Here is a 15233-nt window from a genome sequence, read left to right as displayed (position 1 = left end):
GGTGGGGGGTATCCGTCCTCGGTCCGGCGGCTCGGCTGCTTGAGCAGGGCTCGGTGATGGACGCCGGCCGCTGCGGGCGGACACCCCCCACCCCGGCCCCTTCCCGCCGTACGCGGCTTGAGGTGTGCCCACCGTCCCCACCCAGGGGCGCGGGGAACTGCGCGACCAGCCCCCACCGTCCCGCAGCCGCCCGACAACCGAACCCCGCCCCACCGCCGGAGGCAACCCGCACCCCGCGAAGCGTCACCCCTTGGACGGATGTGGAGTCGAGCCGTACGCCGTGAGGAAGCGGTCCCGGAAGGAGCTCATCTTCCAGACCGGGGCGTTGTGGGCCGGCTTCAGGCCGTCCGTCCAGTTCCAGGAGGCGATCTTGGCCAGGACCTTCGGGTCCTTGGCGACGATGGAGATCGGCACGTCACGGCTGGCGTTCTCGCCGCTGACCCGGGCGATCGGCTGGTGGTCGCCGAGGAAGACGAGGACCGTGTCTTCGCTGCCGTAGCGCTCCAGCCACTGGGTCAGTGAAGTCACCGAGTACGAGATGGACTTGCCGTACTCCTGCTTGGAGCGGGTGGGGTCGGCGATGATGTCGGAGGCTTTGTTGCCGGCCTGCTGGATGGGCTTGAAGACCGAGCCGTCGCCGAGGTCGTTCCAGTCGACCATCTTCGGGATCGGCGCCCACGGCTGGTGGCTGGAGGTCAGGATGATCTCGGACATCAGCGGCTTGTCGCGCTTCTTGCCGTGGATTTGGCGCTGGTAGGCCTCCAGGGCGTACTGGTCGGGCATCGTCGACCAGCTGAACTTGGGTCCCCGGTAGCCGAGTTGGAAGGCGTTGTAGACCTTGTCGAGGCCGTAGTACGCCTGTTCCGGCCAGCCTTTCTGGATGCCCGGCATCACCCCGACCGTGTCCCAGTCGCCGGTCTTCTTGAAGGCCTTGGTGAGGCTGAGGTGGTCGCTGGCCATGACCGTGCGGTAGCGCTGCTGGTTGTCGATCCAGAGGCCGGAGAGGGTCGTCGAGTGGCCGAGCCAGCTGCTGCCGCCGTACGTCGCCGAGGTCAGCCAGCCGCTCTTCGCGTGGAAGCCCGCCTTCGCGAGGGCCGCGGTGCTCGTGTCGAGGGTCTTGTCGACGCCGGGGGCGATGGCCGGGTCCTCGACGGCGCTGCGGCCGTAGCTCTCGATGAAGGTGAAGATCATGTCCTTGCCGCGCAGATCGGGCACCAGCTGGGAGCCCGGTGTGTTCCCGAAGGCGTCGACCTTGGCCACCTTCTGGAACTCCGCCTCGTCCCGCATGGTGTACAGCACCCGCCTGGCCTGGAGCTCGGCGAGTGCGGCGGTGTGTTCGGCGGCCAGCGGGGTGCCGAGGATCTGCAGACCGAGGGCGGAGCAGGCGACCCAGACGGTGGCGGCGATGAGGGTGCCACGGGTGGCGGTCTGGCGGTCCTGGACCAGCAGGCCGCTCAGCCGGACCATCGCCAGCGTCATCACGGCCAGCAGCAGGAGTACGAGGGCGATCGCGCCTATCAGCGCACCGACCGCCACGGCCCCGCCCATCGAGTCCGCGACATACGACTGCGCGTCGTCGAGCAGCTCCCAGTCGAGCACGGGATTGAAGGCCCGCCCGAGGTAGTCGTTGAACCCCATGTCGAGCAGGTTCAGGATCGTCATCACTCCGAGCCCCAGCCCGGACACCACGGCCACCGCGACACGCGGTCGGCGCGGCAGCGCGAGCATCACGGCCGCCCCGAGGATCGCCTCCGCCGGAATCCGCAGGAACTCCCTGAGATGCAGGTTGGTGATCTTGTTGGGCAGGAGGAGCGCACCGAGGACGAGCAGCGCGGCGAGGATGTTGAGGGCCCACCGCGTGTTGCGCACGGCGACGGGGTGGGCGTCCCGCCAGCGGGCGAGACGCGCGCGCAGGGACGGCTTGCTCTGCGGCGGACCGTCCCCGACGGTCGCCTCGGCCTCGGGTGACGTGCTCTCAGCAAGGGTCTCGGACACCCGAGGGTCCTTCCGTACGGGTCCTGGTAGAAGGCGGACCCGATATGGGGTCTCGGATCCGCCACATTCCCGTACGGAGGGTTCAGGGCCCCGGTTCACCGGTCAGGGCAAACACCGGGCAAACCGCTCGCCAACAGGTTTTTCAGGGGCGCGGGGCTGTGTCACATTTGCGGCTCCGCCGCGCGGGCGCGACAAGCCCCCATCAACCTGCAGACGCAATACGGCCTCACCCGCGGAGCGTCACGCGCCCCCAACCGCCGTCAACAACGCAAGCGGCGCCGCAGCGGACCGGGACTCCCGGACACACGCATGCGGATACGGCACCGGCTCCCCATGCGAATCCCGCCCGTACCCCGCGAGCACCTCCGGCAGCCGGTGGCCGGTCGCCGTCGCCGCGTCCACCAGGCCGTGCGCCACCGCCCGTGCCTCGTCGTGCAGCCCGTAGCGGGCGAGACCGAGTGCGATCAGCGCGTTGTCGTGCGGCCACACCGAGCCCCGGTGATACGACAGCGGGTGGTACGCCGCCTGTCCGGCCGCCAGCGTCCGAACTCCCCACCCGGAGAAGAAGTCCGGCTCCAGCAGCCGCCGGCCCACCAGCTCCCCGTACTCCTTGTCGAGCAGCCCGGACCACAGCAGATGACCGGCGTCGGAGGCCAGCGCGTCGACCTGGCGCCCGTCCCCGTCCAGCGCGAGCGCGGGAAACGCGCGGTCGCCCATCCAGAAGTCCCGCTGGAACCGGTCCCGCAGATCGGCCGCGGCCTGTTCGAGGAGCGCCGCGTACGTCTCGTCCTTCCAAACCGTGCGGGCGATCCCCGCGGTCCGGCGCAGTGCGTCGTACGCGTAGCCCTGGGCGCCCGCCGCCATCACCGGGCCGCCCGCGCGCGTTCCGTCGGCGCCGCAGATCGCGCCGGGGGAGTCCTTCCAGTTCTGGTTGGCGAGGCCGCCCTGGTCGGCGCGGTAGACGAGGTAGCCGCGTGAGGTCAGTCCGCCGTGGTCCAGCATCCAGCCGATCGCCGCGCGGGCGTGGGGTTCGAGGCGCCGGGCGAGGGAGACGTCCCCGGTGTGCTCCACGTACGCGCCGAGCAGGACGAGGAACAGCGGGGTGGCGTCCACCGAGCCGTAGTAGCGGCCGTACGGCACCTGCCCGAAGTGCGCCAGCTCCCCGTGCCGCACCTCGTGGACGATCTTGCCGGGCTGGGCCACGGAGCTCGGGCCGATCTCGGTGGCCTGGGTCGCGGCGAGCGCGGGGAGGGTGGCGGCGGCCAGCTGGGGGCGGTAGGGGAGGGCGAAGAGGGAGGTGAGGAGGGCGTCCCGGCCGAGAAGGGTCAGGAACCAGGGAGCTCCGGCGGCCGGGACGCGCAGGTCCTCGCCGTCGGGCCCCGTTGCCGGGACCTGGAGCGAGGCCAGGTCGGCGAGGCCGCGCGCACAGGCCGCCGCGAGTTCGGGCCAGCCGGTCGGGAAGGCGACTCCCTCCACGAACTCGCCTTCCATCGCGAGGAGTTGATTGTTCAGAGCGGCGGGGGAGCTCGGCACCCGGCGGGCCCGCTTGTCGCCGTGCGGGCGGGCCATCACCCGGAGGGTCAGTTCGGCCGTTCCGTGCGGCTCCAGATCGAGCGTCCACACCAGGCGGCGGGCGCCGGTGCCCGTCTCCTCGACGCCGTCCGGGGCGGGGTCGGCCGTCACCGTCGTACAGGAACGCCATTCGCGGCGCTGGTAGGTGAACTCCACGCCGTCGTCGAGGACTTCGCGGGAGCGGGTGGCGCCGGTCTTCGGGTACGTCCGGTAGTCGGAGCGGAGTTCGAACTGGTCCGTGAAGTCGGCGTCCGCGGTGACCGCGAGCCGGACCGTCGTCGGCGCCGGGCGGTTGCTGGTGACGCGGAGGGATTCGACGAACGAGCCGTCCCCCACCGCCTGTTCGCGGAAGAGCGTGTACGCGGGCGGCTCCTGGCGGCCGCCGCGCGGGACCAGGACGCAGCGCGCGCTGTCCCCGTCGGCCACCGGCGACAGCACCTCCGGTACCGCCCCGTCGACCGTGAGCTGCCAGCGGCTCAGGTGCCGGGCGTCCCGTACGAACAGTCCGTCCGGGGAGCTGCCGCCGCCCCGGACGCCGCTGATGTCCCCGCCGTCACCGACGGCAGCGAACGTCCCGCCGTGCACAAGCAGATGATGCCGGTCCGTCATCGCCGGTTCCCTCCCTTGAATCCCATGTCCGCCGTGACCGTGGTGCCGGTTGTCACCCCGGTGATCGTGGTGTCGCTGTGCAGCAGGTCGAGCGAGAGCGCGGCGGTCCAGCTGAAGCCGGTCGCCCCGCAGGCCTCGCCGGTGTACGGGTCGACGTACTCCGCGAAGTCGGTGGTCTCGGCGAGTTCGAGGACCGACTCCCGCAGCGCGTCGGCCTGTTGGAGCTGCCCGTGGGTGCGCAGCCCCCGCTCCAGCAGCCAGGCGGTGTTGAACCAGGCCGGGCCGCGCCAGTAGCGGTGCGGGTCGAAGGCCTCGCCGAGGAGGTCGTAGCTCGGCAGGAGGCGGGTGGTGGCGCCGAGCCCGAAGTGCGGGCCGGAGGCGGTGCGCAGCAGCGTCCTGACGATGTCCCGCGGGAGGCCGGGGAGCAGGAGGGGGACCAGACCGGAGACGGTGCGCTCGGGGATCAGGGCGCCACGCGGGTCCGGCGCGGTCGCGCGCGGGTCCGGGCGGTCCGCCTCGATGCCGAGCGGGTTCTGGCGGTCCGCTTCGGTGGCGAGCGGGTTCTGGCGGTCCGCTTCGGTCCTGAGCGTGTTCCGGCCGTCCGGAGAGGTGCCGTGTAGGTCGCGGCGGTCCGCTTCGGTACCGAACGGGTCGCGGCCGTCCGGAGACGTGTTGTGCAGGTCGCGGCGGTCCGCTTCGGTCCCGAACGGGTCGCGGCTGTCCGAAGAGGTCCCGAGCGGGTTCTGGCGGTCCGCCTCGGTAGCGCGCGGGTTCCGGCCGTCCGGAGAGGTGCCGTGCAGGTCGCGGTGGTCCGGGGTGGTCGTGCGCGGGTTCCGGCCGTCCGGAGAGGCGCCGTGCGGGTCGCGGCGGTCCGCTTCGGTCCCGAACGGGTCGCGGTGGTCCGGGGCGGTCCCGAATCCGACCCGGCGGTCCGGGGCGGTGCCGTGCGGGTCGCGGTCGTCCGATGCGGGCGCGCGCAGGTCACGGCACAGGAACATGCCGCTCGCCGGGTCCCACAGCCGCTCCACCAGCGCCGCCGTCAGCCGCTCCGCGCGCGCGTGCCGGGCCGTGCCGGGCGCGCCCAGCTCGCCGGCGATCCGGGCGAGGGCGTGCTCGGAGGCGATCAGGAGGGCGTTGAAGGCGGGGTCCTCCACCGCGAACTCACCGGTGCCGTCGGCGTACTCGGCGTCCCGGTAGTCCGCAGCCAGCCGCACGTACCGCCCGTAGTCCAGGTCCGTCGGCCGGTCCTCGGCCGCTCCGTGGTCGAGGTCGGCGCGGCGGAAGGAGCGGGCCGGGGCCGGGGTGACGCGGGACAGGGGGAGGTCCCAGGCGGGGCTGTTGTCCATACCCTGTTCCCAGGGGTGCACGACGGACGCGAGGCCGCCGCCGCCCAGGTCCCGGCTGTGCAGGAGATAGCGGTGCCAGGCGGCGAGGCGGGGGTACACCCGGGTGAGGAAGCCGCGCGCGCGGGACAGGCCGGGGTCGGCGCAGTGGACCAGCCACGCGGCCAGCGCGTGGACCGGTGGCTGCACGATGCCGGACGTCTGTACGGTGCGCGGGGCGCCCGCGGCGCGCCCCGCGGTGGAGGAGCGCCAGAAGTCGGGGCTCGGGAAGTACGCGTCGAGGGGGACGGAGGGGTTGAAGACGATGTGCGGGATGCGCCCGTCGCCCCACTGGGCCGCCAGCAGCGTCTCCAGCTCGGTCTGCGCCCGCAGCGGCGAGAGGTGGCGCAGGCCGATCGCGATGAACGCGGAGTCCCAGGACCACTGGTGCGGGTACAGGCTGCGCGAGGGCACCGTGGAGGCGCCGGTCCAGTTGCCCTCCAGCACCCTCGCCGCCCTGACGTGCAGCGAATGTGACGAACCCGGCGGATCGTATGCGATCGAACGCTCCGTCGGAGGGGTGATGAGCTGGGCAGTGCGATCCACTCGGGGCTCCCCGAAGACGTGTGGCTGACCGGTTCGGTCAGGGCTACCGTAGAGTTACGTCTATTTAACACGCAAAACCCAATATGTAATGCAGAGTTGAGAAACACAAGGGGGTGCGCATGGCTGGACGGAGTCAGACCGGCGCCGGGGATCTGCTCGAACTGGTCCGCAGCGGGCGAGCCGTCACGCGCGGGGCGCTCCAGCAGGCCACCGGACTGTCCCGGGCGACCGTCGGCCAGCGCCTCGACCGTCTCTTCCGCGCGGGCTGGCTGCGCGAGGGCGCCGGCGGTCCCGTCGACTCCCCGCTGGGCGGCCGCCCCTCCATCACCCTGGAGTTCGACGACTCCCACGCGGTCGTCCTCGCCGCCGACCTGGAGACCCGGCACGCGCGCGCGTGCGTGCTGTCGCTGACCGGCGAGATCCTCGCCGAGCACAGCGGCACCCTGCTGATCGAGGACGGCCCGGACGCGGTGCTCGGCGATCTGGGCCACTGGTTCGCCGAGCTGCTGGAGAAGGCGGGGCACCGGGCGGCGGAGGTCTGCGGCATCGGGCTCGCGGTGCCCGGACCGGTCGACCTGGAGAGCGGCCGGGTGGTCCAGCCGCCGATCATGCCCGGCTGGGACAACTACGACATTAGAAGCCGCCTCGCCAGAGCCTTCACCGAGCACACCGGGGCCGGGCCGGTCCCCGTGCTCGTCGACAACGACGCCAACCTCATGGCGTACGGCGAACAGCGCACCGCCCACCCCGACTGCTCGGCGTTCGTCCTGGTCAAGGTCTCGACCGGCATCGGCGCCGGAGTCGTGGTCGACGGCTCCATCTACCGGGGTGTCGACGGGGGCGCCGGCGACCTCGGGCACATCAGGATCCCCGCGGGGTCGGAGGCGCTGTGCCGTTGCGGCTCCTACGGCTGCCTCGCGGCCGTGGCGAGCGGCGGTGCCGTGGCGCGGCGGCTGGCGGCGGCCGGGGTGCCGGCGGCGTCGGGCTCGGATGTGCGGGACCTGCTCGCCTCCGGACACCCCGAGGCGGCCGCGCTCGCGCGGGAGGCCGGGCGGCAGGTCGGGGACGTGCTGGCGACCGTTGTGACCCTGCTGAACCCCGGTGTCCTGATGATCGCCGGAGATCTGGCCGGAACTCCCTTCCTCACCGGAGTCCGGGAGCTGCTGTACCAGCGGGCCCTGCCGCGCTCCACCGCCCGCCTGGAGGTCGTGACCTCGCGGCTCGGGGAGCGGGCCGGGCTGGTCGGGGCGGGTGCGCTGGTCGTGGAGCATCTGTACGCGCCCGAACGGGTCGAGGAGCGCTTGCTGGCCATGGGCGTGTGACGTCCGCATGGTGAAATCCGCCGCGCTGTGGCAGCGTGATTCTCGCCACGCCTGATAGGGGTCAAGCTCAAATGAGCGGATCTTGGGTGACTGCACTTCTCCAAGGGGTGGCACTGAGTGCCACCCCTTGATCGTTCATCGATCGAAATCAGATGCGGTCAGGGTGTGCTCATGTGAGCGGAAAGTGGAGTGGGTGAGCACCCTTGCGTTCAAGAAATGAAAACATCCGGGGCCTGTCGCTTGCCAAGCTTTGACTTTCGATCCGCTGGCAGTCGACTGGTTACGGGCGTATGACGCCCGAGTAGACGTACCCAGAAGCCTTCGATCTGGGTATGTTCCTGGCCGTCAGGGCAGCCACCGCGTCCTCGAGGGAGTCGAGACCCGTGTCGGAAAACAAAGAACCCCACGTAGCGAAGTTCGTCTACGACTTCACCGAGGGAAACAAGGACCTCAAGGACCTCCTGGGTGGCAAGGGCGCGAACCTCGCCGAGATGACCAACCTGGGACTCCCCGTTCCCCCCGGCTTCACCATCACGACGGAAGCCTGCAAGGTCTACCTGGACAGCGGCGAGGAGCCGGCGGCACTGCGTGACGAGGTGAGTGCGCACCTCGACGCGCTGGAGCAGCGCATGGGCAAGAAGCTCGGCCAGGCGGATGACCCGCTGCTCGTCTCGGTCCGCTCCGGCGCGAAGTTCTCCATGCCGGGAATGATGGACACGGTCCTGAACATCGGCCTCTCCGACAAGTCGGTCCAGGGTCTCGCGGGGCAGGCCGGCGACGACCGTTTCGCCTGGGACTCCTACCGGCGCCTCATCCAGATGTTCGGCAAGACCGTCCTCGGCGTCGACGGCGACCTCTTCGAGGAGGCCCTCGACAAGGCCAAGCAGGCCAAGAAGGTCACGGTCGACACCGACCTGGAGGCCGCCGACCTCAAGAAGCTCGTCACCGCCTTCAAGAAGATCGTCAAGAAGGAGGCCGGCCGGGACTTCCCGCAGGACCCGCGCGAGCAGATGGACCTCGCCATCCACGCGGTCTTCGACTCCTGGAACACCGACCGGGCCAAGCTCTACCGCCGCCAGGAGCGCATCCCCGGCGACCTCGGCACCGCGGTCAACGTCTGCTCGATGGTCTTCGGCAACCTCGGCCCCGACTCCGGCACCGGTGTCGCCTTCACCCGGGACCCGGCCTCCGGCCACCAGGGCGTCTACGGCGACTACCTCCAGAACGCCCAGGGCGAGGACGTGGTCGCGGGCATCCGCAACACCGTCCCGCTCGCGGAGCTGGAGCAGATCGACAAGAAGTCGTACGACCAGCTGATGCAGATCATGGAGACGCTGGAGAACCACTACAAGGACCTGTGCGACATCGAGTTCACCATCGAGCGCGGTCAGCTGTGGATGCTCCAGACCCGCGTCGGCAAGCGCACGGCGGGCGCGGCCTTCCGGATCGCCACCCAGCTGGTGGACCAGGGCCTGATCGACGAGGCCGAGGCGCTCCAGCGGGTCACCGGCGCCCAGCTGGCCCAGCTGATGTTCCCGCGCTTCGACGAGAACACCAAGGTCGCGCAGGTCGGCCGGGGCATCGCGGCCTCGCCGGGCGCGGCCGTCGGCAAGGCGGTCTTCGACTCGTACACCGCGGTGAAGTGGTCGCGTTCGGGCGAGAAGGTGATTCTCGTACGGCGGGAGACGAACCCCGACGACCTCGACGGCATGATCGCGGCCGAGGGCATCCTGACCTCCCGCGGCGGCAAGACCTCGCACGCGGCCGTGGTCGCGCGTGGCATGGGCAAGACCTGTGTGTGCGGCGCGGAGGAGCTGGAGGTCGACACCAAGCGGCGCCGGATGACGGTTCCCGGCGGGCATGTCGTGGAAGAGGGCGACCTGATCTCCATCGACGGGTCCAGCGGCAAGGTGTACCTCGGTGAGGTCCCGGTCGTGCCGTCCCCTGTCGTGGAGTACTTCGAGGGCCGGATGCACGCGGGCGCCAACGACGCCGACGAGCTGGTCGAGGCCGTGCACCGGATCATGGCGTTCGCCGACCGCAAGCGCCGGCTGCGCGTCCGCGCCAACGCGGACAACGCCGAGGACGCGCTGCGCGCGCGTCGCTTCGGCGCGCAGGGCATCGGGCTGTGCCGTACCGAGCACATGTTCCTCGGTGACCGCCGTGAGCTGGTCGAGCGCCTGATCCTGGCCGATACGGAGGCGGAGCGCGAGGAGTCGCTGAAGGCGCTGCTCCCACTGCAGAAGCAGGACTTCGTGGAGCTGTTCTCGGCGATGGACGGGCTGCCGGTGACGGTCCGCCTCCTTGACCCGCCGCTGCACGAGTTCCTGCCGGACATCACCGAGCTGTCGGTCCGCGTGGCGCTGGCGGAGTCCCGCCAGGAGCCCCACGAGAACGAACTCCGTCTCCTCCAGGCCGTACACCGTCTGCACGAGCAGAACCCGATGCTGGGCCTGCGAGGTGTGCGGTTGGGTCTGGTCATCCCGGGGCTGTTCACGATGCAGGTACGCGCGATCGCCGAGGCGGCGGCCGAACGCAAGAACGCCAAGGGCGACCCGCGCGCGGAGATCATGATCCCGCTGGTGGGCACGGTCCAGGAGCTGGAGATCGTCCGCGAGGAGGCCGACCAGGTCGTCGCGGAGGTCGAGGCGGCCACGGGTGTGGAGCTGAAGCTGTCGATCGGCACGATGATCGAGCTGCCGCGCGCCGCGCTGACCGCCGGTCAGATCGCGGAGGCGGCGGAGTTCTTCTCCTTCGGCACGAACGACCTCACCCAGACGGTGTGGGGCTTCAGCCGGGACGACGTGGAGGCGAGCTTCTTCACGGCGTACCTGGAGAAGGGCATCTTCGGCGTCTCCCCGTTCGAGACGATCGACAAGGACGGCGTGGGCTCGCTGGTCAAGCTCGCCGCGGAGGCGGGCCGCAGGACCCGGCCCGACCTCAAGCTCGGCGTCTGCGGTGAGCACGGCGGTGACCCGGAGTCGGTCCACTTCTTCCACGAGGTGGGTCTGGACTACGTCTCCTGCTCGCCGTTCCGCATCCCGGTGGCCCGCCTGGAGGCGGGGCGCGCGGCGATCACGGCGAACGGCAGCGACCACCGGTAGGCCAACGGCCACGGGAACCCCGGAACCGCCACCCGTCCCCGACCCTCAACCGATGGGCGGCGGTTCCGGATCACGAAGAGAGGGCGGCACCCTTGTGCGGGGGTGCCGCCCTCTTGTGTGTGAATTGAATCACAGGGTGTACATGGTCTTTTAGTGAGTTTTGTTCCCTGTGAGCCTTTGTGAGTCCCTGGTGAGAATCTTGTAAGTGCCTTTATGTTGCAGCCTTAATGCCTGATCGATCACATCTGGTCATGGCTCAACTTTGCTTTGTGGGGGAGCAGTTCACATGCAGACGTATGGGGGGAGACGTCGGCTGCGCACGGTCGGCGTCGTGCTTTCCGCGGCCGTCGTGCTCGCGGTGAGCGCATCCGAGGGTGCCGTCGCGGTGACCGGCGAGAGAGCCTCCGGCGCCTCGGACGCCCAAGCCGGCGCGCTCGGCGGGAGTGGCGGGGCGGCCGATTCCGCCGGAGGCGAGGGGGCGGGCGAGGACGCCAGGGCCTTGGCCGAGGCCGAGCGTACGGGCAAGCTCGTCGAGATCACCTCGATGCGCGGGGAGAGCAGCGAGGTGTTCGCCACCCCGGACGGGAACCTGGAGGCCCGGGAGCATCTGCGTCCGGTGCGGACCCGGGTGGACGGCAAGTGGCGCGACATCGACACCGCCCTGACCCGGAGCGCGGACGGGACGGTGGTGCCCGGGGCCACGAGCGTCGGCCTGGCGTTCTCGGGCGGAGGGTCCGACCCGCTGGTGCGGATGACGAAGAGCGGCCGTGAACTCGCGCTGTCCTGGCCCGGGAAGCTGCCGTCCCCGGAGCTGAACGGGAACACGGTCACCTATCCGGACGTACTGCCCCAGGTTGACCTGCGCATGACAGCGCAGCAGGACGGCTTCACCCAGCTGCTGGTCGTCAAGTCGGCCGAGGCCGCGGCCAGCACGGAACTGAGCGCACTGCGTCTGAAGCTGGACGCCGGTGGCATGCGGGTGAAGGAGACCGCCGAGGGGGGCCTGGCGGCGATCGACCAGGGGGCCGGAAGCGCCGTGTTCGAAGCCCCCCGCCCCGTGATGTGGGATTCCAGCACCGAGGCGCCCGCCGACACCGCGGCCACCAGAACACAGTCCGCCGTCACCGCGAAGACCACGGTCACCGCGGAGACCGCCGCTCCCGGCTCCGCAGAGGCCGGCGCCGCCGAGTCCGCGAACGTGGCGCCGGTCGCCGTGGACGTCCCCGCCGCGCAGGACGCGCTCGTGCTGACGCCGGACAAGGACCTGCTGCGGGGCAAGGACACGGTCTACCCCGTGTACATCGACCCCCAGTGGTACTCCCCGAAGGCCACGGCCTGGACGATGGCCTCCAAGTACTGGGCGTCGTCGCCGCAGTGGAAGTTCAACGGCGACTCGGACGCGGGCATGGGCTACTGCAACTGGTCCTACTGCGCCCCGCAGGACACCAAGCGGCTCTTCTACCGCATCCCCACCTCGAAGTTCGCCGGCCGCAGTGTGATTCACGCGGAGTTCGTGGTCCGTAACACCTGGTCGGCGTCCTGCTCGGCACGGGACGTGCAGCTGTGGCGCACCAAGGACATCTCCTCCTCCACCACCTGGGACTCGCAGAACGCGAGCGGCTTCTGGATCGACCACCTGAGGACGGCGTCCTTCGCCTACGGCTACACCGGCTGCGCCGCCAAGGACGCGGAGTTCGACGTGAAGTCGGCCGTGCAGCAGGCGGCGGACAAGAAGTGGTCGACGATGACCTTCGGTCTGAAAGCGGCGAGCGAGACCGACGGCTACGGCTGGAAGCGGTTCTCGGACGATGCCTATCTGCGCGTGGAGTACAACCGTCCGCCGCCGCAGATCAAGATGTCCCAACTGACCATGGAGTACGGCGGATCCTGCAAGAAGCCCTCCGCCGCCGCGCGGGTGCGCACCCTCGGCAAGATCTACGCCAACAACGTCACCGACCCGGACGGCGACTCCGTCTCCGTGGAGTTCAGGGCCAGTTGGGACACCGGTGACGGCAAGGGCGTGGTCACCCGCTGGAAGTCCGGGCTGACGACGGCGAAGAAGTCCGGCTCGGACTTCGTGATCACCCTGCCGTCCTCCTTCCCCACCAACAAGACGATCAACTGGTACGTCCACTCCTATGACGGCGCCCAGTACTCGCCCTGGTCCTACACCGGAGACGCGACCGCCTGCTACTTCGTGTACGACACGAGCGTGCCCAAGGCACCGACCATCTCCTCGTCCATCTACCCGGCCATGAACCCCGAGGACCCGGAGGACCCCTGGTACGACGGAGTCGGCCAGTACGGCGACTTCGTGATCACCGGTGCCGTCTCCGACGTGACCAAGTACTGGTTCGGTCTCAACGGCGACCCGGTCTCCACCAACACCGTCACCACCTCGGGCGGAGCGGCCAGGACGGTACCGGTGCTGCCGGTCAAGCCGGGCCTGAACATCTTCACCGCCCAGTCCTTCGACTCGGCCGGCAACAACTCCGAGATCCGCACCTACCAGTTCCGGGTCAAGGCGGGACAGCGCGAGCGGGCCGGCTGGTCCATGGACGAGGCCTCCGGAGCCACCCAGGTCGCGGGCAGCGCACCGGAGTTCACCGCGACGCTCAAGGGCTCCCCGACCCCGCAGGTGGAGGGGAAGATCGGCAAGGCGGTGCAGTTCGACGGCGTCGACGACTACGCGACCACCGACGTCGCCACCGTCAACACCGACATCAGCTTCTCGGTGTCCGCCTGGGCGAAACTCTCCGCGATGCCGGCCGGCGCGGCCGTCGTGGCCTCCCAACGGGGCGACAACGCACCGGGGTTCGAGCTGTACTACTCCAAGGCGTACGACCGCTGGGTGTTCAACCAGTACAGCTCCGACAGCGTCGACGCCACGCCTGTGAGGGCCATGCAGGCGGCGGCCGGCGGAGTCAAGGCGGGCGAGTGGACCCATCTGGTCGGCGTCCACGCCGCCGGTGAGAAGCAGCTGAAGCTGTACGTCAACGGCATGCTGGCCGGAACCGGCGCGCTCACCGCGCCCTGGAACGCCCGGCACGGCATGTTCATCGGTACCGGTTCCCCGAAGGCCACCGCCGCGGGCTTCTTCCCCGGCGCCATCGACGAGGTGAAGACCTTCGAGAAGCCGCTGTCGGCGACCGAGGTCGCCAACCTCTACAGCTCCAACTCGATCGGCAACGGGCGTCCCGCCCGCATGGTCTTCCCCATGGACGACGCCGCCGACGCGACCACGCTGAGCGGCCGGGCCGACGTGAACCCGGCGGTCCTCAAGGGCGGCGGCGCCGCCACCGGCTCGGCCGGCATCGACGGCAACGCGCTGACCCTGGACGGCACCGACGACTACGCCGCCACCGCGGGCCCGCACATCAACACCTCGTACAGCTTCGCCATCTCGGCCTGGGCGAAGCTGCCGAAGACGAAACCGACCCACGCGGCGACCGTCGCCACCCAGGCCGGTTCCGTGGTGACCGGGCCCGAGCTGTACTACTCCAGTTCCTACGACCGCTGGGTGTTCAACCAGCACAGCGCCGACACCGCCGACTCCACGGTGGTGCGGGCCATGCAGCCCACCGGCACCACCGCGTACGGCGGGGAGTGGACGCACCTGGTCGGCGTGCAGGACACCGAGGCCGACAAGCTCTCGCTGTACGTCAACGGGAGCCTGGCCGGGACCGTCGCCCTGCCCTCGACCTGGTACGCCTCGGGCGCGGTGCAGATCGGCGCCAGTGCCTTCGAGGGCGCGGCCACCTCCTTCTTCCCCGGCCAGATCGACGACGTACGGTACTTCGACCGTACGGTGTCGGCCGGTGAGGTGCAGCAGCTGTTCAAGCAGCGCGCGGTCGTCAAGGGCCGCTGGAAGTTCGAGACGGCCGGCGGGACTCCGGTGACCTCGCCGGACGCCTCCACGGTCGGCAACGCCATGACCCTGTACAACGGCGCCGCCACGGCCGCCCCGGGCTACGGCTGGGTCGACGGCGCCGTCGTCCTGGACGGCACGAATGACTACGCCGCGGCCCCCGCCGTCCCCGTCGACACCAGCGCCAGCTTCACCGTCAGCGCCTACGTCCAGACGGCGGCCGTCCCGACCGGCCCGGTGACCGTGATGAGCGCACCCGGGGCCGCCAGGAGCGCGTTCTCGGTGCGCTACGAACCCAGCGCCACCCCGGCCAGCGATCCGGGCCGCTGGCGGATCGCCACGGCGAGTGCGGACAGCACCTCCGCCACCGTCTCCGACATCGGCAACGGCATGTTCTACAGCCCGACCGACTGGAACCACGTGGCGCTCGTCTACGACGGCTTCTCGAAGGAGGTCCGCCTCTACGTCAACGGCGAACTCCAGGAGACCGCCTGCGCCGACGCCGACGAGGACGGGGTACAGGACGACGCGAGCTGCGCCGACACGGTCTCCTGGACGGACGACGCGCTGACGTACAAGGCCGCCAAGACGCTGCAGCTCGGCCGGGACACCGTCGGCACGACCTCCGGTCAGTACTTCCCCGGTGCGCTCTCCGACGTCTGGGTCTTCCAGGGCGCGTTGACCGAGACGCAGATCGACCACCTCGCCGTCGGCATGCCGGGCGTGGAGACAGCCGTACCCAGCGGCGACTGACCGGCACCACTACCGGGGAGGGGCCGACGGGCCCCTCCCCGACCACGCATGTCGCTCCACCGCGCGCGGCCGCCCGCTGCCC

General features: G+C 70.4%; 6 protein-coding genes. 3 read left to right on the top strand and 3 right to left on the bottom strand.

The features are described 5' to 3' along the window. Positions 1 to 243: 243 nt before the first annotated feature. The 3 genes from AB0D34_RS39710 to AB0D34_RS39700 all read right to left on the bottom strand — a co-directional run bounded on the left by AB0D34_RS39710 (position 244) and on the right by AB0D34_RS39700 (position 6104). Positions 244 to 1995, bottom strand: a complete 1752-nt coding sequence (locus AB0D34_RS39710; RefSeq protein ID WP_362671161.1) for a CDP-alcohol phosphatidyltransferase — start codon at positions 1993 to 1995, stop codon at positions 244 to 246. A 240-nt stretch (positions 1996 to 2235) separates the two neighbouring features. Further along, positions 2236 to 4176 (bottom strand): glycogen debranching N-terminal domain-containing protein, encoded by a 1941-nt coding sequence (locus tag AB0D34_RS39705; RefSeq protein WP_362671158.1) that lies wholly within the window; start codon positions 4174 to 4176, stop codon positions 2236 to 2238. Next, positions 4173 to 6104: a hypothetical protein gene (locus AB0D34_RS39700; RefSeq protein ID WP_362671155.1), complete on the bottom strand. Its 1932-nt coding sequence runs from the start codon at positions 6102 to 6104 to the stop codon at positions 4173 to 4175. Before AB0D34_RS39700 ends, AB0D34_RS39705 begins: the two co-directional genes overlap by 4 nt. A gap of 119 nt (positions 6105 to 6223) precedes the next feature. Here AB0D34_RS39700 and AB0D34_RS39695 point away from each other — a divergent pair, with 119 nt between their 5' ends. From AB0D34_RS39695 to AB0D34_RS39685, 3 genes are all read left to right on the top strand, one after another. Then, positions 6224 to 7426 carry an ROK family protein gene (locus AB0D34_RS39695; protein WP_362671152.1) on the top strand — a complete coding sequence of 401 codons (1203 nt, stop codon included), beginning with the start codon at positions 6224 to 6226 and terminating at the stop codon, positions 7424 to 7426. A 383-nt stretch (positions 7427 to 7809) separates the two neighbouring features. Continuing rightward, complete coding sequence (gene ppdK, locus AB0D34_RS39690; RefSeq protein WP_362671149.1) at positions 7810 to 10530, top strand: pyruvate, phosphate dikinase; 2721 nt, start codon at positions 7810 to 7812, stop codon at positions 10528 to 10530. Positions 10531 to 10816: 286 nt separating this feature from the next. Then, the gene (locus tag AB0D34_RS39685) at positions 10817 to 15151 is read left to right on the top strand and encodes a LamG-like jellyroll fold domain-containing protein (protein WP_362671146.1); all 4335 of its coding nucleotides are present in this window, start codon (positions 10817 to 10819) and stop codon (positions 15149 to 15151) included. Positions 15152 to 15233: the final 82 nt, after the last annotated feature.

Origin of the sequence: Streptomyces sp. NPDC048420 (assembly GCF_040651535.1) — a bacterium.
In the GTDB taxonomy this organism is placed as follows: Bacteria; Actinomycetota; Actinomycetes; order Streptomycetales; family Streptomycetaceae; genus Streptomyces.
The sequence above is the reverse complement of the archived record's forward strand: the minus strand, read 5'-3'. Positions and strand labels throughout refer to the sequence as shown.

Excerpts from the sequence above, each read along its gene's own strand:
- AB0D34_RS39705 (WP_362671158.1), bottom strand. The coding sequence starts at position 4,176 with ATGACGGACCGGCATCATCTGCTTGTGCACGGCGGGACGTTCGCTGCC.
- AB0D34_RS39685 (WP_362671146.1), top strand. The coding sequence starts at position 10,817 with ATGCAGACGTATGGGGGGAGACGTCGGCTGCGCACGGTCGGCGTCGTG.
- AB0D34_RS39695 (WP_362671152.1), top strand. The coding sequence starts at position 6,224 with ATGGCTGGACGGAGTCAGACCGGCGCCGGGGATCTGCTCGAACTGGTC.